This is a genomic window from Buttiauxella sp. BIGb0471 (assembly GCF_024807715.1).
Taxonomy (GTDB): Bacteria; Pseudomonadota; Gammaproteobacteria; order Enterobacterales; family Enterobacteriaceae; genus Buttiauxella; species Buttiauxella agrestis.
On the sequence record NZ_JANUEU010000006.1, the window covers coordinates 189123 to 206730 of the forward strand.

Below are 17608 nucleotides of genomic sequence, written 5' to 3' on the forward strand. Positions count from 1 at the left end.
GACTTAATTCACTCACCTTACATTATGGCAGTAGCGATGAAAGTAAACACGCAAGTAGCACAACAACGTCAGGTTCTGGAACAAGCGGTATCTCAGGCGCTGGAATTGGCTTCCGCTCAGTCCGACGGCGCAGAAGTCGCCGTCAGTAAAACCACTGGTATCAGCGTAAGCACCCGATACGGTGAGGTGGAAAACGTCGAATTCAACAGCGATGGTGCGCTTGGCATCACCGTTTATCATCAAAACCGTAAAGGCAGCGCGTCCACAACCGATCTTAGCCCGGATGCCGTAGCGCGTACCGTGCAGGCAGCACTGGATATCGCCCGTTATACTTCCCCGGACGAATTCGCCGGTGTGGCAGAAAAAGAGTTACTGGCTTTCGAAGCGCCAGATCTGGACTTGTTCCACCCGACCGAAATGGACGCCGACCGCGCCATTGAACTGGCAGCGCGTGCGGAAAACGCATCGCTGAACGTCGATAAGCGCATCAACAACACCGAAGGCGGCAGCTTTAACAGCCACTACGGCATCAAAGTTTTCGGCAATAGCCACGGCATGCTGCAAAGCTATTGTTCAACGCGCCATTCGCTTTCTAGCTGTGTTATCGCAGAAGTTAACGGTGAGATGGAGCGTGATTACGCCTATACCATTGGTCGTGCGATGGAAGACCTCGACAGCCCGGAATCTGTGGGTGCTGAGTGCGCACGCCGCACGCTGGCGCGTCTTTCTCCGCGTAAGCTTTCCACCATGAAAGCACCGGTTATCTTTGCCGCCGAAGCCGCAACTGGCCTGTTCGGGCATTTAGTGGGAGCGATTGCCGGTGGCTCGGTTTACCGTAAATCCACCTTCTTGCTGGACTCGCTGGGCAAACAAATTTTGCCGGAATGGCTGACCATTGAAGAACATCCGCATTTGCTTAAAGGGCTGGCTTCCACGCCGTTCGATAGCGAAGGTGTACGCACAGAACGCCGTGACATCATCAAAGACGGCATCCTGCAACAGTGGCTGCTGACCAACTATTCTGCACGCAAACTCGGCCTGAAAAGCACCGGCCACGCGGGCGGCATCCATAACTGGCGCATCGAAGGGCGCGGCCTGGATTTCGACGGTATGCTGAAAGAAATGGGCACAGGGCTGGTCGTGACTGAGCTGATGGGTCAGGGCGTGAGTGGCATTACTGGCGACTATTCTCGTGGTGCGTCTGGTTTCTGGGTCGAGAACGGCGAGATTCAATATCCGGTGAGCGAAATCACTATTGCCGGAAATCTTAAAGATATGTGGCGAGAAATTGTTACAGTAGGTAGCGATATTGAGAAGCGCAGTAATATTCAATGTGGTTCAGTGCTGTTGCCGGAGATGAAAATCGCCGGCCAATAGAAACCGTAAGAGGCGCGTCCTGCCGCGCCTTTCTAATAAAAAAGGGTGAGTCAATGCGTAAGCAATTAATTGCAATGTTGGCAGTATCGTCCGTGTTATTTACTGGCGCTGTAATGGCGAAAGATGTTGGCGATGATATGGATACCATCGCTGAAAACTACAAAACCGTGTTGAAGACCGATAATGCGGCGGAGTTAAAAACCTCGCTTAACAATATGCGCGCGGCAGCATTAGACGCGCAAAAAGGCACCCCACCTAAACTTGAAAACAAAGCCCCAGACAGCGCGGAGATGAAAGATTATCGCCACGGTCTGGATCTGCTGGTCGGCCAAATTGACGGCGCGCTGAAACTGGCAAACGAAGGCAAAGTTAAGGAAGCGCAGGCGGCTGCCGAAGAATTTAAAACCACTCGCAATGCCTACCACAAGAAATACCGCTAAGCTCATACTGGCCTTGCCTATCGGGCCAAAAATAATCGCTTATTTTATAAGGACATCTGATTTATGAAACCGATTCAAACCTTTATCAAAGGTGCTGCTACTGTTTCGCTGCTGGCTTTCAGCGTTTTTTCCGCTAATGCTACAGTCCTGCCGGTTGCGGGCGATTTCCAGGCCGATCATTTCTCCGCGAAAATTGTATCAGTCGATCAAAAAAATCATGTTGTGGTGCTTGAGGGTGAGCAAGGGAACAAGGTTTCCCTTAATGTTCCTGAAGAAGCCGGTACGCTGGCCAATTTGAAAGCGGGCGACACCGTCGATACCACCGTGACGCGTTCTGTTGCTATCGCTTTTGATACCAATGTTGATAAAGCCGCACCTACGGCTTCAACCACCAAAGGCATGGAAAAAGCGACTAGCGGTTCACCTGAGCACGAAGCCTTCCGCCAGGTTAACGTTCAGCTGAAAATTAAACACATCGATCTGAAAAAGAATGAAATCACCTTCGTAGGACCAAAAGGTCAGGAAAAAACAGTAACCGTTGAAGACCCTAAAGTTCAGGCGAAATTGAAAGATCTGAAAGTGAACCAAAGCGTGCGCGTGACTTATACCGATTCAATTAAAATCACCGCTCGTCCAGCTAAATCCTAATAGCTGTGCGCTAAACCCCTCTTTCTGTTTGTGGGAAGAGGGGGAACAATAATAACCATTCATTCAAACAGCTCGGCATGAGTGCCTAAATCTGAAAAGACAATAGTTCTGGTGGTTTCATCTACGTAATACACCAGTAAATAATCCACCCCCAATATGTAGTTCTCTGTACCCGCCATATTCCCCCGTTAACGCGTGGTCGAGGTAATAAGCCGGTAAAGGATTACGTGAGGCGATAAGCCACATTGCGACGGAAACCGTGTTCATGTCATGGCGACCAGCTTTGTTGTAACGCTCCCAGGCTTTACTAAATGATTTTGTGTGTTTTGTCTGAAACGGCAGCTTTGCTCGATTGTTGTTCGCCATTATTGAGGACATCCATTTGCTCGTTTATATCGGAAAATCCACTTTTTCCGCTTTGAAGGATCTCTTGCGTTTCACGCATTGCCTGGATCAAACGAGGGCTGGGTTTGCGATTAATATCGAATGGTAGACCTTCATTAATCACCACTTGCTCGACAAAAAGCCTCAGCGCGGTGCTCATTGTCAGTCCACAGCTTTCGAGGATTTCAGTCGCTTTTTGTTTTGTCTGGCTGTCGATACGAGTACGAATTACAGAGTCCATAGTTTACTCCTTTGTCTGTGAAGCTCCATTGTAGCTACAGTTGTGTTTTTTTCAACCACAGCAAAGCCAGCGCGACAGACAACACATCTCGTCCCTCTCACGGATTCTACGAGTTTCTGGCCGCTTACAAAGCGGCAAAGTAGTGAATTGCGGCATGTCTCGTAATTATGATTTTTGGTGGTCAGCTAGCCTAGATTCCCTATCCCCGCCTTCCACCTTCGTCACAAAACAGAATATCCATTATTACTCTAAGGCTAATGATTGACCCCTGAGCTTAATTGATGGTCGAACCAGTGAGGCGCACAATTTAACCAGACTAAAGCAAATCAAAATGATTGGCTGAATCAGGAGGTTAAATATGTTGTCCGGGCAAACCCCAGCACGAGTCTGGAACACACGCCGCACTGAGAAGCAGCGTCGTATGGCTACCACCAACGTGCAGGGCAAGGTGCTTCCAACCGAAGGCCTTGTCGATATGCTGGAAAAACTGATCGCTCCAGGCGATCGTGTGGTGCTTGAAGGGAACAACCAAAAACAGGCGGATTTCCTTTCCCGCATGTTGGCCGAAGTAAACCCATCAAAAGTTCACAACCTGCATATGATTATGCCGAGCGTCGGGCGCAGCGAACACCTTGATATTTTTGAAAAAGGTATTGCTCGCAAGCTCGATTTCTCCTTCTCTGGCACCCAGAGCCTGCGTATTTCGCAATTGCTTGAAGACGGTCAGCTAGAGATTGGCGCAATTCATACTTATATCGAACTCTATTCCCGCTTATATGTCGATCTTGCGCCGAACGTCGCGCTGATTGCTGGCTTTAAAGCTGACCGCAAAGGCAACTTGTATACCGGTGCCAGCACTGAAGACACGCCAGCACTGGTCGAAGCGGCAGCCTTCCACGATGGCATTGTTATCGCCCAGGTTAACGAACTGGTGGACGACGAATGCGATCTGCCGCGTGTGGATATTCCGGGTTCGTGGATTGACTACGTAGTAGTGGCGGACAAACCGTTCTTTATCGAACCGCTGTTTACCCGCGACCCACGCCTGATTAAGCAAGAACACATCCTGATGGCGATGATGGCGATTAAAGGCATCTACGCCGAGCACAACGTGCAATCGCTTAACCACGGCATCGGCTTTAACACTGCTGCCATCGAACTGCTGCTGCCAACTTACGGCGAACAGCTCGGCCTGAAAGGCAAAATCTGTAAACACTGGACGCTGAACCCGCACCCAACGCTTATCCCTGCTATTGAAAGCGGCTGGGTTGAAACCGTGCACTGTTTCGGCGGTGAGTTGGGAATGGAAGAGTACGTGCGTGCTCGCCCGGATGTGTTCTTTACCGGTGCCGACGGTTCCATGCGTTCCAACCGTGCTTTCTGCCAGTTAGCAGGCCAGTACGCGGTAGATATGTTCATCGGTTCTACTTTGCAGGTTGATGGCTATGCCAACTCCTCAACCGTGACGCGCGGTCGCTTGTCCGGTTTCGGCGGTGCGCCAAACATGGGCCATGATCCACACGGTCGTCGCCATGCAACTGACGCCTGGCTTGCGATGCAGGCCCAGCCAGACCTGATGCAGCGCGGCCGTAAGCTCGTCGTGCAGATGGTTGAAACCTTCCAGGCTGGCGTTAAGCCGACATTCGTGGAAAAACTCGACGCGGTTGAAGTCGCAAAATCCTCCGGTATGCCACTGGCTCCGGTCATGATTTATGGCGACGACGTCACTCACGTTTTGACCGAAGAAGGTATCGCGTATCTGTATCGCGCTGAAAGCCTTGAAGAACGCCGTGCGATGGTCGCCTCCGTTGCGGGTATCACCGACATTGGCCTGGGCGTGGACGCTAAACGCGTTGCTGCACTGCGCCAGAGCGGCAAAGTGGTCTTCCCGGAAGATATGGGCATTCGACGCACCGACGCAACTCGTTCTCTGCTGGCAGCCAGCAGCGTGGCGGATTTAGTCGAGTGGTCCGGCGGCCTGTATAACCCACCTGCGAAATTCCGGAGCTGGTAATGAAACTACAGCCACAAATCGGGGCAGAAGGCAGCGCGCAATGGCTTGCACGGGTTGCCACCCAAAGCCTGATCGATGAAGTGCGTTTAAGCCCGAAACCCGGACTTGTGGATAGCCGGGGAAATGGCGCTCATCACGATCTGAATCTGGATTTGATGGAGCGCTCGGCGCACAGCCTTTCTCCGACGTTTCATGCTCTGGCATTACAAAGCTGGCAGCGTCCGGCCGATATCGCTCTGCGCCAACTCGTCGGCCGTTTAGGTCGTGAAGGCGAGGCGCAGATGATGGCGGCTACAGGCGGAGTGAATACTCACCGGGGCGCTATCTGGGCACTCGGTTTGCTGGTCGCCGCGGCGGCAATGCACGGCTGCGAAGGCAGCAGTTCTGAGATTTCGGCAAGTGCCGCAAAACTTGCCAGCCTGCCCGACAGCTGCGCACCAAAAGTCTTTAGTAAGGGGTTACTCGCCACGCGGCGTTATCGCGTTCCCGGTGCTCGCGAAGAAGCACAGCTTGGCTTCCCGCACATCATGCGTCTGGCGTTGCCGCAACTGCGCCGCAGCCGTTCGAACGGTGCAACGGAGCAGCAGGCACGGCTTGATGCGCTGATGGCCATCATGACGACGCTTAGCGATACCTGCGTACTTTCTCGCGCCGGGCTTGAAGGGCTTGAAGCCATGCAAAACGGTGCGCGTAGCGTGCTGGTGGCAGGTGGGACGGCGACGGTTGAAGGGCGAACGGCTCTGGCCTGGCTTGATAAAGAGATGCTCACACTGAATGCGTCTCCGGGCGGAGCCGCAGATTTGCTGGCCGCTACCTTGCTGATTGACCGCATCACCTGCGATGACGCGACGATTACCCCATTACCGCAACATTCACACTTTTAAGAGGGTGTTATGGAACACATTACGTTGTCATTTCCGGCAACTCGCACCGTTAGCGGCAAAGCGCTGGCGGGTGTAGTTGGCTCCGGTGATATGGAAGTTCTGTTTACCGCGACTCAGGGCGATACCCTGACAATCGCCATCACCACGTCTGTTGATAACAGCGAGCAGCGCTGGCAGGCACTGTTTGAGCGCCTTGGCGCATTGACCAGCATTCCTGCGGGGCAGATGCAAATCCACGATTTTGGCGCAACGCCAGGCGTGGCGCGCATTCGTATCGAACAAGTTTTTGAAGAGGTGAGCCATGCGTAACGACAGCAGCTTTATCGAACTCAAAGCGCGTGAACGTGCTCGCCTGCTGCTGGATGACGGCAGCTTCCGCGAATTACTCGACCCGTTCGAAGGCATTGTTTCACCCTGGCTGGAAGCGCAGGGCATCGTGGTGCAGTCTGACGACGGCATGGTCGTTGCCAAAGGCACCATTAATGGCGGCCCGGCAGTAGTGATTGCGATTGAAGGCGCTTTCCAGGGCGGCAGCATGGGCGAAGTATCCGGCGCGAAAATGGCCGCAGCCCTTGAACTGGCTGCAGAAGATAACCGTAACGGCATCCCAACTCAGGCGGTTTTATGCCTCGAAACCGGCGGCGTGCGCTTACAGGAAGCAAACCTCGGCCTGGCGGCGATTGCTGATATTCACGCCGCCATCGTGGATCTGCGCCGTTATACGCCGGTCATCGGCGTGGTGGCAGGCACTGTAGGTTGTTTCGGTGGGATGTCTATCGCGGCAGCATTATGCAGCCACTTAATTGTGACTCGCGAAGCACGTCTTGGCCTGAACGGTCCGCAGGTTATCGAGCAGGAAGCGGGGATCGACGAATACGACTCCCGTAACCGTCCGTTTATCTGGAGCATGACCGGCGGCGAAGTTCGCTATGAGAGCGGCCTGGTAGAAACGCTGGTGGGTGATGGTGTCAACGCGGTTAAGCAAGCGGTGAACGACGCTCTCGCAAAAGGGGTTCCGGCACAACATCGCACTGATAATTATGCGTGGTATCTCGAACGCCTGAGCAATTTCGACACCACGAAACAGGCTGATTCCGAACAGATTAAACAGCTTTTTGGGGAGAAACGCGCATGAGCCAGAAACTGAATCGCGCCGCCATTTGGTTGGACAAACTTACCGCTAACGCACCGCGTATGGCTGGCCTGTGTGCATCAGTACAAGTGGCTGACGGCACCGTTGACGGCAAAGCCGCCCGCTTCATCGCGGTTGTGCCAGATGAAAATAACCATTACCCGCGTGCTAAAGGCGGCGAAGTGGGCCTGCTCGAAGGCTGGACGCTGGCAAAAGTGGTTAGCGAAACTATCGCTGAAGATGCAGATAGTGCAGAAAAACGCGCCATTGTGGCGGTTATCGACGTGCCGAGTCAGGCTTATGGCCGTCGCGAAGAAGCGTTTGGTATCCACCAGGCGTTGGCTGGCGCAGCAGCAGCTTATGCCAATGCGCGTCTGTCCGGGCACCCGGTTGTTGGCCTGATTGTGGGCAAAGCGATGTCCGGTGCGTTTTTGGCACATGGCTACCAGGCGAACCGCCTGATTGCTTTCAACGACTCCGGTGTGATGATCCACGCGATGGGTAAAGAGTCCGCAGCACGTATCACGCTGCGTACCGTGGAAGCGCTGGAAAAACTGGCGGCATCCATTCCGCCAATGGCTTATGACATCAGCAACTACGAAACTCTCGGCCTGTTATCTGCGCTGTTAGATATTGCGAGTCCAGAAGCACCAGAAAGTGCCGATATGGACAAAGTGAATGCCGCGCTGGTCACGGCTGTTCGTGAAGCTCGCACCGACAACACCCTGAAAAACAGACTGAATGCGCACAATCGCCGCAGTTCAGCGCTGGTTCGCGAGCGTATGCGCGCAGCCTGGTAACTTTCTAAGCACCATAGACAAACCTGCCAGACGGTAATAATGGGCACCGTTAGAGTGCCCAATAACCATTAACCGTCTGAAAAATAATAATCATCGCACCGGTGCTGGAATTCTTTTTTTAACTACAGGTGAAGTTATGACTTACGTAATTGTTCATGCGCTTGCGCCCATTTTTGTCATCATGCTGCTCGGCTTTTTCGCTGGCAAAGCAAAGATGGTCGATAACAAAAATGTTTCCCTGCTCAATATCTTTGTAATGGATTTCGCCCTGCCAGCCGCGCTGTTTAGCGCAACGGTTCAAACTCCGTGGGCAGGTATCGTTAAGCAGTCACCGATGAGTGTGGTGCTGGTTCTGGCGATGTGGATTACCTACGCTGCGATTTATTTCCTGGCGACCAAAGTATTCAAAAAATCTCCGCAGGATGCGGCTGTACTGACATTGACTGTTGCGTTACCAAACTATGCGGCTCTTGGCCTGCCGATTCTGGGCAGCGTTCTGGGCGAAGGTTCTGCGACTTCACTTTCGGTTGCGGTATCAATCGCCTGTGGTTCTGTGTTGATGACACCGTTCTGCCTGATGATTCTGGAACGTGAAAAAGCGCGTGCGGCGGGCGAATCTGTCGGTTCTACCCTCGCAATGTTGCCTGTTCTGATGTGGCGTTCGCTGAAAAAACCTATCGTCTGGGGCCCGCTGCTGGGGGTGATTTTGTCAGCGATCGGCATTCGTATGCCAGACCTGCTGCTGTCGTCAATCAAGCCGCTGGGCATGTCTGCGACCGCTGCGGCTCTGTTCCTGACCGGCGTTATCCTGTCGGCTCGTAAGCTGAAAATTAACACCGTAGTGTGCGTGGCGACTGTGACCAAACTGCTGATTCAGCCATTCATCGCCTGGGGTATCGTGCTGGCGCTGGGTCTGACTGGGCCGGTTGCGATTACTGCAATCCTGATGATTGCGCTGTCTGCGGGCTTCTTCGGCGTGGTATTCGGTAACCGTTTCGGCGTACAGTCGCCGGATGCAGAAGCCGTCTTGCTGCTTAGCTCCGTGCTCTCTATCCTGTCGTTACCGCTGTTTATCTCTCTGACTTCAGGAATGTAAATCATGAACACACCACGCCCACACGACTTACTCTGGCTAACCGATAGCGACGCGCTTGAAGATGTGAGTGAAGAGTGGGTAGCAAGCCAATGGCGGCCAGCTCTGCCAGTGGTGGTGCGGCGTGATGTGAGTCGTAATGCGCGCATTCCGGTAGGTGTTCGTGGAATGCGCCGCGACCAGCGGGCGGGCGGCTGGGTAAATGCGGCAAAAGTTAAACGCATCGTTTCCCCGGAAGAACTGGCCTCCCGCGATTTATTAGTAAAATCCCCGTTTGTTTCAATGCCGCCTGTTCAGGGCGCAATTCAACTCGCCCTGCGTGAATGGCCATGGAGTTGGGGTATTACCGGAAGCTGCGGCTACGCACTGGCGACGGAAGTCCCGGTGCTACATGCCGACAGCGATCTCGATTTGCTGATTCGCTGCCCGCAGCGCGTTGAGCGCGAATCTCTGCTCGAATGGCAGGAGGTTATCGGCCAGTTGTTATGCCGTGCCGATACGCAAATTGAAACGCCGCAGGGGGCTTTTGCCCTGGCAGAATGGCTACGTGACGGGCGTGTGTTGCTGAAAACCAACAGCGGGCCAGAAATCGTCACTGACCCATGGGCATTAAAGGGATAAGCATGAAAATTCTCTTCACTTTTCCCGGACAGGGAACGCAACGCGTCGGTATGTTGCAGAAATTACCGCAAGATAGCGACATTATGGCGCGAGTTCGTGCAGTTTTAGGTGATGAAGCCGACGCGCTCGATACGATTGATGCGCTGAAACATACCCGTGCTGTTCAACTTTGCCTGTTAATTGCAGGCGTGGCCTGTGCGCAGGAACTTGAGCGCAATGGTGTGGTGCCCGATATGGTGTGTGGTTTGTCCATCGGCGCGTTTCCGGCTGCCGTGGTGGCGGGCGCGTTAAGCTTTGAAGATGCGTTACGTTTAGTGGCTCTGCGCGGTGATTTAATGGAGCAGGCGTATCCGCAAGGTTATGGTTTGACGGCGATTACCGGCTTGCAACTCAGTCAGGTCGAAACACTGGTGGAAGGCAGCGGAACGTACATCGCTAATATCAACGCCGAGCAGCAAATTGTGATTGCCGGGCGTGAAGAAGACATGGCGAAAGTGGCCCAGCGTGCGCTGAAATTTGGGGCGCAGAAAGCTAAACAACTGGCAGTCAGTGTGCCATCGCACTGCGAATTACTGGCTGAACCCGCGTTAAAACTACAACAGGCGTTTGCCGATGTGACGCTAACCCGTCCACGCTGTACCTATCTCAGCGGCAGTACCGCTCGCGTGGCCTGGCAGCCGGAGAAAATTGCCGAAGATTTAGCGCTGAATATGTCGCGTACCGTGCGCTGGCGTGATGCGATGATTGCCGCTAACGAACGCGATGTGCGCCTGGCCATCGAAATGCCGCCAGGTAGCGTGCTGACCGGACTCACGCGCCAGGCGTTCCGTGAAGGTGAAATGGTTTGCGCGGAAAATAACAGCGTCGCGCTGATAAAACGCCTCGCCGAGCGCGTTAAAGAGGCGCGTTAGGCGTATCAATAAACGAACGGGCGTACATGCGCCCTTCGGCAGCCAGAGCCAGCAGATTAGGATCGTGTTCACGGTTGCGGGCAAAGACAATCGCGATGGATTGCTGCATCTGATAAGGGTCGGCAAGTTTCAGCAGTTGTACCGAATTTTCATACACTTTCTTCATGCGCCCCGGCATTAAAGCCAATCCCACACCCGCCTGCACCAGACTTATCATCGAGAAAATATCGTTCACACGCGTGACAATTTCTGGTTCAAATCCAGCGATATGAAACGCTTCCTGGAAGCCGTTGTAGGTCGCAAAGCCTTCGGCTAACGAAACAAACTTCTCGTTATGGTAATCACGAAGATCGGCTAGCTTGCTGGTATCGAGCGGAAACGTGCTGGATGCGGCGAGGAAAATGTCATCCTGGAACAAAGGCAACACTTCGAGTCTATTTCTGTCGATTTCGCTTTCTGAAATCGAAATCAGGATCGCATCCAGGACGCCGTCTTCGAGCATATTGAGCAGCATTTGGTTGGAACCCATGGTGAGATCCATTTCCAATTCCGGGCGGCGTAATTTCATGCCCATAATCAGGCGTGGCACGGTTTCGAGCGTGAGAGAATACAGCGTGCCGATGCGTAAACGTCCTTGCCCGACACCTGCGGTCTGGCGAGTTTCTGCTATACCGCGCACCATCAGTGCCACCGCTTCTTTGCTGTGTTCAAGCAGCGTGTTTGCCGCAGGCAACGGTACCAGGTTGCGGCCTTTATGAATAAACAGCGGGCAGCGAACGCCTTCTTCAAGGGTGTGCAGGGCGCGATGAACGCTCACGCCACTGATGCCCAGAGCCTCTGCGGTTCGGGCAATATTCCCCTTTTCCATAAACACCATGAATATCTCGAGTTTTCGGAAAGTGATTTCTGCGTCTATTTTCATGGATTTTCTGGATCTGTCGCCCCGGTAAGTTCGCCATAAAGTACCTTAAAACCGCTTGAGCTTCACGGGCTGAAATCTTTTCAGACCCGTCAACTGCGCCTGAACCGTAAAGAAAAGTCAGTTTTAAGCCCTTTTTTGAGTGTGGCTTTGAGATCTAAATTACAAAATGAATCAAAACTCAGATTTATGTGAAATATCGTTTCATTTTTAATTCATTCAATGCGTAAATGCTTTCGAAACGGAATAGTTCCACAAAGAAATCATGGATAAGGGAATCTCAGGATGCTGCATTTGAAACATGTTTTGCCAAAAATTTCGCTGGTTGCTACCGCTGTTGCGGCAACGATTTTGGTGAGCGGATGTGGCGATGACGCTGCTCCAACAGGCACCGTTACTCTAAAAACCGCGTTTAACCAATCTGAAAATAACCCACAATACAAAGCGTTAGTTTCCTTCAGCGATAAGCTGGAAGCGGCGACCAATGGTCGTTATAAATTAGAAATCCACCCAAATGAACTATTGGGTGACCAGCGGGCTTCGCTTGAACTGGTTCAGTCTGGTGCGATTCAGATGGCGGTTGTGGCTAACCCGCTGGTGGAAAACTTCAATAAAAACTTCTCGGTTCTGGCTATGCCGTACGTGTACGACAACCCGGAACACCAGCGCAAAGTGTTTACGTCTGGCGTGCTCGATAATTTGTTTGCTTCCACCAAAGGCACCGGTTTTGAAGTTATTACCGCGTATACAGCAGGCGCTCGCAGTGTTTACACCAAAGGTGCCGCCGTCATCACCCCGGCTGATATGCAGGGTAAAAAGATCCGCGTAATGCAGTCCGATACCATGATCAAAATGTTGTCTTGCATGGGCGGAACCGGCGTGCCGATGGGCCAGGGTGAAGTGTATTCAGCAATTCAGCAGGGCGTGCTGGATGGTGCTGAAAACAATGAAATCACTTATGCCGACCTCAAACAGTACGAAGTGGCTCCGTATTTCTCAGCAACGCGCCACGTGATGGTGGCCGACCTGCTCGTCGCTAACGAAAGTTTCCTCGCCAAAATGGATGAAGGCGATCGCGATCTGTTCCGCAAATTAGCCAAAGAGAGCACCCAGACTCAGTTTGAACTGTGGGATAAAGCGCTCGATGGCGCACGTCAAATCGCGAAAGACAACGGCGCGACCTTCACTGAAGTGGATATCAAGCCATTCCAGGAACGTTGCAAACCGCTGCAATCTGCCATGTTGACTACGCCGGAACAAAAAGCGTTGTACGAAAAAATTCGTGAGTTGGCCGAGTAATACGGCTTAGTAACCAGGGGGCTTTCTGGCCCCCTGTGGAGAATATGATGAAAGTGACGCAAACCGCCCCCTCCGCCGCCGTATCTAAATCTGATTTTTATTCGCATATCACCCGAGTGAAACAGGCCGTTGATAAAGTGGCGTCATATGTATGTATTTTAATTGTGGGATTAATGACACTGCTGGTGACCTGGCAGGTTGCTTCCCGTTATTTATTGAATAGTCCAAGTGCGGTCAGCGAAGTGCTGGCACGTTATTTATTTATCTGGCTGGTACTGATTGGTGGGGCCTATGTTTTCGGTCTGCGCGAGCATATGGCTATCACTTTTATGCGCGATAAAATGCCGCGTAAATTGCGTCTTTCACTGGAAATTATTGGTGAATTAGCCACCTCAGTATTTGCATTACTGGTGCTGACTATCGGGGGCTATATCGGGATGAGCCGCCAGATGGCACAGCTTGATTCCGCATTACAAATTCCTATCGGCATCATCTACATTGCGATTCCACTGAGTGGTGCAATGACGCTGTTCTATTGTCTGTATAACCAATATGGGTTGTTCAGAAAGTTTTCTTCGAAACAAGATTGATTGGGTGTCGATATGGATATTGCAATTATTGTTGCTCTGGTAATGTTTAGCGGTGTGTTTATTTTACTGCTGGCGGGCACGCCAATTAGTATCAGCATCGGGATTTCTTCTTTTGCCGCAATGTTACTTATCTTACCTTTCGATGGGGCGATATTAACGTCGGCACAGCGCGTCTTTGTTGGCCTCGACTCCTTTGCCTTATTAGCCATTCCCTTCTTTATACTGGCGGGGAATTTAATGAATAATGGCGGGATCGCCATTCGTTTAATTAACTGCGCCAAAATGGTCAGTAATTTCTTGCCCGGCCCACTGGCGCAAACCAACGTTGTCGCCAATATGCTGTTTGGATCGATCAGCGGTTCTGGGGTGGCGTCGGCCGCCGCTGTCGGTGGCATCATGTCGCCGATTCAGAAAAAAGAGCAGTACGATCCGGCGTTCAGTGCCGCGGTGAACATTGCTTCTGCACCAACGGGTATGCTGATTCCGCCAAGCAACTCTTTGATTGTTTACGCAACGGTGGCGGGTAGCGTGTCTATTTCCGCGCTGTTTATGGCTGGTTATGTGCCGGGTATTCTGTGGGGTTTAGGTGTGATGCTGGTTGCGGGTTTCATTGCGAAACGCCGTGGCTATGTGGCCGACCGTTCGGCAAATAAAGGCCAGACGCTGCGTATTTTATTTGATGCTATTCCAAGCCTGATGATGATTGTCGTTGTTATCGGAGGCATTCTTGGCGGCGTATTTACGGCGACGGAAGCATCGGCGATTGCGGTCGTTTATTCGCTGGTTCTCGGCATAATCTATCGCAACATTAAAATTGACGACTTGCCGAAGATATTCCTCGCCACGGCGAAAATGACCGCGATTGTTATCTTCATGCTGGCGGCATCATCGATTATGTCGTGGGTCATGGCCTTCACCAAAATACCGGCACTGATTGCCTCCGGTTTACTTTCTGCTACCGATAGCTTTATTGTTATTTTGCTGATTATGAACCTGGTATTGCTGGTGGTCGGCACCTTTATGGACCCAACGCCTGCGGTATTAATCTTCACCCCAATCTTCCTGCCAATCTGCATGCAGTTTGGAATGGACCCGGTGCATTTCGGTATCATGATGGTGTTTAACTTATCGCTCGGCACGATTACGCCACCAGTAGGGCCAATCTTATTTACCGGCTGTAAAGTCGGGGATATTAAGATTGAGCGCGTGATTAAGCCATTGCTGCCATTCTTTGCGGTGATAGCAATAGTTTTGATGATGGTGACGTATTTACCGGCAATCACCATGGCGCTGCCACAGAGTATGGGACTGGTAAAATAAAAGTAGACTTTACACATTCTGGCGGGGGTTCCTCCGCCACTTTACTCTTCCCCTTCAAATTCATAATCCATTGCCGCTATGACTTAAATTATTCCATAAGCCTATGATTATGTGATTATTTTAATCCGTGGTTATATAAGTGACATTCACCATCAGTAATGTGTTTTCAATAAAATAAAAACGCCCATAAATATGACAATAATATTTTGGCTCAAGGTTTAACTCAATAAACTTGTAGATCCAAATTTGGATCTGCCTTGTGTGAGATTTAAAATATTTTATCGTATGTATCATACGATTGTATGGCTGAGGGTGCTTTATCCATCTGAAATAGCGGTGCTCGACCACTGCATGTTGCTGGAGCTTATTGGGCAGAATGGTCTATGGGAGATCTTTGCTATGCATCTCCAGGCAGTGAGCAATGCCCTCTTTACGCATACCTTGCAGTTATCGACATCCAACTCGTTTGAGATAATTCGCAATCAGTTAATTGAACCCATGAATGAGCCTAAGCTTTTGCGCGATAGTTTACATGCTGAAAAGTATATACGTAGCAAAACTGGAAAATCACGCAGCGGAACTATGCACATTCTCTCTGAAATGAAAATGAGAGGATTTATCACTATGGAAAATGAGATGCTTAAATCTATTAATTGCACTTATGGCATTAAATGAAAATTTATTTTAATTAGGCTCTGGCATTATTTTTCCCCTTCTTGACTAAGTCTCTGGGCCTTGTTGTTGGGAAGTACTTTGTTAACTATAACGAAAATAATTTACTAGTCACTGCCTGTCCAAATTCGGATCATTTCACGAGTGTAAAATATTAGCTTGTGTTGTAGAGTAATTACGAAAATAAAATCACGAAGCGCAATAGTCATAAGCCCCTTAGTTAATACCTCTAAGCTATATAAAGTTTCATTAAAATGGATAGGTAAATCTCAAACTCTATTAGCATGATGCTGATAAGGTTTGATATTTATTTTATAAAAAAAAGGGACATGAAATGAATCATACATTTTTCAAAAAAGTGACGCTTGCATCTTTAGTTGCAGCAAGCGCTCTTGTTGGCTCTATGGCACATGCAGCAGATGACTCAAGCCTCCTGAACCTTGCAGTTTCAGGCTCTATTAGTGCTCCTGCTTGTAAAGTAGCTCTGAGCAATAGTGCACTGGAACTGGGTTCACCTTTAATGGCTGACCTGAAAACTTCAGATCAAGAACCAACTCAGACTTCCGTACGTACTTTGCAAGTTGCTATCACTGACTGTGAAAGTATTAACGCGGAAGTCTCTGTTCTTGGTAACGCTGATGCCACAGACAGCACAATTCTTGCCAATGGCGCTGCTACAGATGCAGCGACTAATGTGGGTATTGCTATGTGGAATCACGATGACTCCACCCAATACAAACTCGGCGGCGATCCAATTAAAACAACCGTCGCAATGGTTGGCCTGGATTTCGGATTAGTAAAATCTGACGCAACTAGCACCGTTACTCCGGGCGACGTATCTACTTCAGCTCAAATTAAAGTGACTTTCCTCTAATTGCTATTTGCTAATCGGTTTAAAAATAAGGGATTTATTATGAACAAGAAGATTTTAGTTCTTTCTTTGGCTATGGCATTTTCTAGCCTGTCAGGTGTAAGCCACGCAACGCAGGAAGCAATTGTTAGCGACATTACGCTGACTGGCCATGTTACCGATTACTCTGCTTGTGAAGTGAGTGCTCCTGACTCAGTAACCTTTGATGACATCAGCATTTACGATATCGGTACCGTAGAATCAGGCAAGCCTTATAAAAATAACCCAGGTGCGGTATACGATATTACCCTGACCAAATGCCCTGCAGGACAAACTGTTTCTGTCAGCATTCTGGGTACCGCAGATACCGAAAACAGCAGCTTGATCGCACTGGATGATGTACCTGGTAGCGCGCAGCACGTAGCGGTTAGCTTCTGGGACGAGGTTCTGCTTACCCAGGAACATGTATTGATTAAAGCTAATAGTGGTAGCTCACTGGTTCATAACACCGAATCCTCCGGTGGTGCGCATATCCCTCTGTACGTTGCTCCAACTCAAACAGTATCTACCCAAACAGTTATTTCTGGCACCATCAGCGCTACGACTAACGTTAAAGTTAACTTCCTTTAATTAGCTATTAGTCATCTCATGGCTGGCATTTTTGCCAGCCATTTTTATCTATGGAATACATCATGAAATTACGTCCATTCGTCGCAGCAGCAATTTTTGCGCTGACAAGCCTGAGTTTCTCTTCCTCTGCAACTGTTCAACTTTCGGCAAACCGTGTTTATTATCATGCCAAAGATCCTGATATCAATATCTCGGTTAAAAATTCGGAAGATCGTGAATATTTAGTCCAGTCGTGGATTGATGCGCAGGGAAATCCTGGGCTTGAAAAGAATGCCAAACTACCTTTCTTTGTTTCGCCACCTTTATTCCATATGGCAAATAAAAGTGAAGCGATTGTTCAGGTAATGTATTCCGGTGAGGGTTTACCAACCGATCGTGAAAGCCTGGTTTGGTTAGATGTTAAAGCTATTCCGGCAATGACAGATGGCGAGAAGTTGGTTAAAACCAAAGTCATGGTTGCGGTACTGACTCGGATTAAAGTTTTCTATCGCCCTGAAAATCTCCCCGGTAACCTGGAAGACGCAATCGCGGCTCTTTCGTGGAAAAGGTTGAGTAATGATACGGTTACCGTGACAAATAACTCACCTTATTATGTTGTTATGAATAAAGTTTTAATTAATAACGAAGCGTTAAAAATCTCCATTGAAGATAACAACACAGTAGTCGCCCCTCATGGTGAACAGACCTATAAAGTGAAATCTGCACCTGCTGGGGCAAAAGTTGTCTGGACCGCAATGAATGAATTTTCTGTCACTTCGCCTGAGAAAACAGCGACGCTCTAAT

At 50.3% G+C, this 17608-nt stretch carries 22 protein-coding genes; 18 read left to right on the plus strand and 4 right to left on the minus strand.

Features of this window, described 5'->3' with window-relative positions:
• Positions 1-24: 24 nt before the first annotated feature.
• From pmbA to M2371_RS18215, 3 genes are all read left to right on the plus strand, one after another.
• Positions 25-1377 carry a metalloprotease PmbA gene (gene pmbA, locus M2371_RS18205; protein WP_172895670.1) on the plus strand — a complete coding sequence of 451 codons (1353 nt, stop codon included), beginning with the start codon at positions 25-27 and terminating at the stop codon, positions 1375-1377.
• Between the two features lie 53 nt (positions 1378-1430).
• Positions 1431-1817: a cytochrome b562 gene (cybC, locus tag M2371_RS18210; protein WP_115631248.1), complete on the plus strand. Its 387-nt coding sequence runs from the start codon at positions 1431-1433 to the stop codon at positions 1815-1817.
• A gap of 63 nt (positions 1818-1880) precedes the next feature.
• Positions 1881-2465, plus strand: coding sequence for a hypothetical protein (locus M2371_RS18215; protein ID WP_034492909.1), 585 nt, complete (start codon positions 1881-1883; stop codon positions 2463-2465).
• A gap of 59 nt (positions 2466-2524) precedes the next feature.
• On the opposite strand, the gene M2371_RS18220 is transcribed toward M2371_RS18215, so the two are convergent.
• The 3 genes from M2371_RS18220 to M2371_RS18230 are packed head-to-tail and all read right to left on the minus strand — an operon-like array spanning position 2525 to position 3090.
• Entirely contained in the window at positions 2525-2614 is a 90-nt protein-coding gene (locus tag M2371_RS18220) for a hypothetical protein (protein ID WP_259268374.1), read from the minus strand.
• On the minus strand, positions 2583-2843 hold the full coding sequence (locus M2371_RS18225; protein ID WP_310473326.1) for a type II toxin-antitoxin system mRNA interferase toxin, RelE/StbE family: 261 nt from the start codon (positions 2841-2843) through the stop codon (positions 2583-2585). The genes M2371_RS18220 and M2371_RS18225 overlap by 32 nt, the downstream gene beginning before the upstream one ends.
• The gene (locus M2371_RS18230) at positions 2773-3090 is read right to left on the minus strand and encodes a type II toxin-antitoxin system RelB/DinJ family antitoxin (RefSeq protein WP_051873616.1); all 318 of its coding nucleotides are present in this window, start codon (positions 3088-3090) and stop codon (positions 2773-2775) included. The genes M2371_RS18225 and M2371_RS18230 overlap by 71 nt, the downstream gene beginning before the upstream one ends.
• Positions 3091-3448: 358 nt before the next feature.
• On the opposite strand from M2371_RS18230, the gene mdcA reads away from it, so the two are divergent.
• The 8 genes from mdcA (at position 3449) to mdcH (ending at position 10545) form a co-directional block, all read left to right on the plus strand.
• Positions 3449-5104: a malonate decarboxylase subunit alpha gene (mdcA, locus tag M2371_RS18235; protein WP_034492912.1), complete on the plus strand. Its 1656-nt coding sequence runs from the start codon at positions 3449-3451 to the stop codon at positions 5102-5104.
• Entirely contained in the window at positions 5104-5988 is an 885-nt protein-coding gene (locus M2371_RS18240) for a triphosphoribosyl-dephospho-CoA synthase (RefSeq protein WP_259268376.1), read from the plus strand. The genes mdcA and M2371_RS18240 overlap by 1 nt, the downstream gene beginning before the upstream one ends.
• A 9-nt stretch (positions 5989-5997) precedes the next feature.
• Positions 5998-6297, plus strand: coding sequence for a malonate decarboxylase acyl carrier protein (mdcC, locus tag M2371_RS18245; RefSeq protein ID WP_034492917.1), 300 nt, complete (start codon positions 5998-6000; stop codon positions 6295-6297).
• Positions 6290-7123, plus strand: coding sequence for a biotin-independent malonate decarboxylase subunit beta (locus tag M2371_RS18250; protein ID WP_115631236.1), 834 nt, complete (start codon positions 6290-6292; stop codon positions 7121-7123). The genes mdcC and M2371_RS18250 overlap by 8 nt, the downstream gene beginning before the upstream one ends.
• Positions 7120-7920, plus strand: coding sequence for a biotin-independent malonate decarboxylase subunit gamma (gene mdcE / locus M2371_RS18255; RefSeq protein WP_259268377.1), 801 nt, complete (start codon positions 7120-7122; stop codon positions 7918-7920). Before M2371_RS18250 ends, mdcE begins: the two co-directional genes overlap by 4 nt.
• Before the next feature lie 136 nt (positions 7921-8056).
• Positions 8057-9016: an AEC family transporter gene (locus tag M2371_RS18260; RefSeq protein WP_115631232.1), complete on the plus strand. Its 960-nt coding sequence runs from the start codon at positions 8057-8059 to the stop codon at positions 9014-9016.
• Positions 9017-9634 carry a malonate decarboxylase holo-ACP synthase gene (locus M2371_RS18265; protein WP_259268427.1) on the plus strand — a complete coding sequence of 206 codons (618 nt, stop codon included), beginning with the start codon at positions 9017-9019 and terminating at the stop codon, positions 9632-9634.
• Positions 9635-9636: 2 nt separating this feature from the next.
• Complete coding sequence (gene mdcH / locus M2371_RS18270) at positions 9637-10545, plus strand: malonate decarboxylase subunit epsilon (protein WP_259268378.1); 909 nt, start codon at positions 9637-9639, stop codon at positions 10543-10545.
• Here the strand turns inward: mdcH and M2371_RS18275 are convergent.
• Positions 10529-11467 (minus strand): LysR family transcriptional regulator, encoded by a 939-nt coding sequence (locus tag M2371_RS18275; RefSeq protein WP_259268379.1) that lies wholly within the window; start codon positions 11465-11467, stop codon positions 10529-10531. The genes mdcH and M2371_RS18275 overlap by 17 nt on opposite strands.
• A 282-nt stretch (positions 11468-11749) precedes the next feature.
• Here M2371_RS18275 and M2371_RS18280 point away from each other — a divergent pair, with 282 nt between their 5' ends.
• The 7 genes from M2371_RS18280 to M2371_RS18310 all read left to right on the plus strand — a co-directional run bounded on the left by M2371_RS18280 (position 11750) and on the right by M2371_RS18310 (position 17607).
• On the plus strand, positions 11750-12763 hold the full coding sequence (locus M2371_RS18280) for a TRAP transporter substrate-binding protein (protein ID WP_259268380.1): 1014 nt from the start codon (positions 11750-11752) through the stop codon (positions 12761-12763).
• A 47-nt stretch (positions 12764-12810) separates the two neighbouring features.
• Positions 12811-13353, plus strand: coding sequence for a TRAP transporter small permease (locus tag M2371_RS18285; RefSeq protein WP_259268381.1), 543 nt, complete (start codon positions 12811-12813; stop codon positions 13351-13353).
• Between the two features lie 12 nt (positions 13354-13365).
• The gene (locus tag M2371_RS18290; protein WP_034492934.1) at positions 13366-14673 is read left to right on the plus strand and encodes a TRAP transporter large permease; all 1308 of its coding nucleotides are present in this window, start codon (positions 13366-13368) and stop codon (positions 14671-14673) included.
• Between the two features lie 261 nt (positions 14674-14934).
• Complete coding sequence (locus M2371_RS18295; protein ID WP_259268382.1) at positions 14935-15348, plus strand: helix-turn-helix domain-containing protein; 414 nt, start codon at positions 14935-14937, stop codon at positions 15346-15348.
• A 331-nt stretch (positions 15349-15679) separates the two neighbouring features.
• Positions 15680-16219: a fimbrial protein gene (locus M2371_RS18300; protein WP_259268383.1), complete on the plus strand. Its 540-nt coding sequence runs from the start codon at positions 15680-15682 to the stop codon at positions 16217-16219.
• A 39-nt stretch (positions 16220-16258) separates the two neighbouring features.
• Complete coding sequence (locus tag M2371_RS18305) at positions 16259-16825, plus strand: fimbrial protein (RefSeq protein ID WP_172895661.1); 567 nt, start codon at positions 16259-16261, stop codon at positions 16823-16825.
• Between the two features lie 62 nt (positions 16826-16887).
• Positions 16888-17607 (plus strand): molecular chaperone, encoded by a 720-nt coding sequence (locus M2371_RS18310; protein WP_259268384.1) that lies wholly within the window; start codon positions 16888-16890, stop codon positions 17605-17607.
• Position 17608 lies beyond the last annotated feature (1 nt).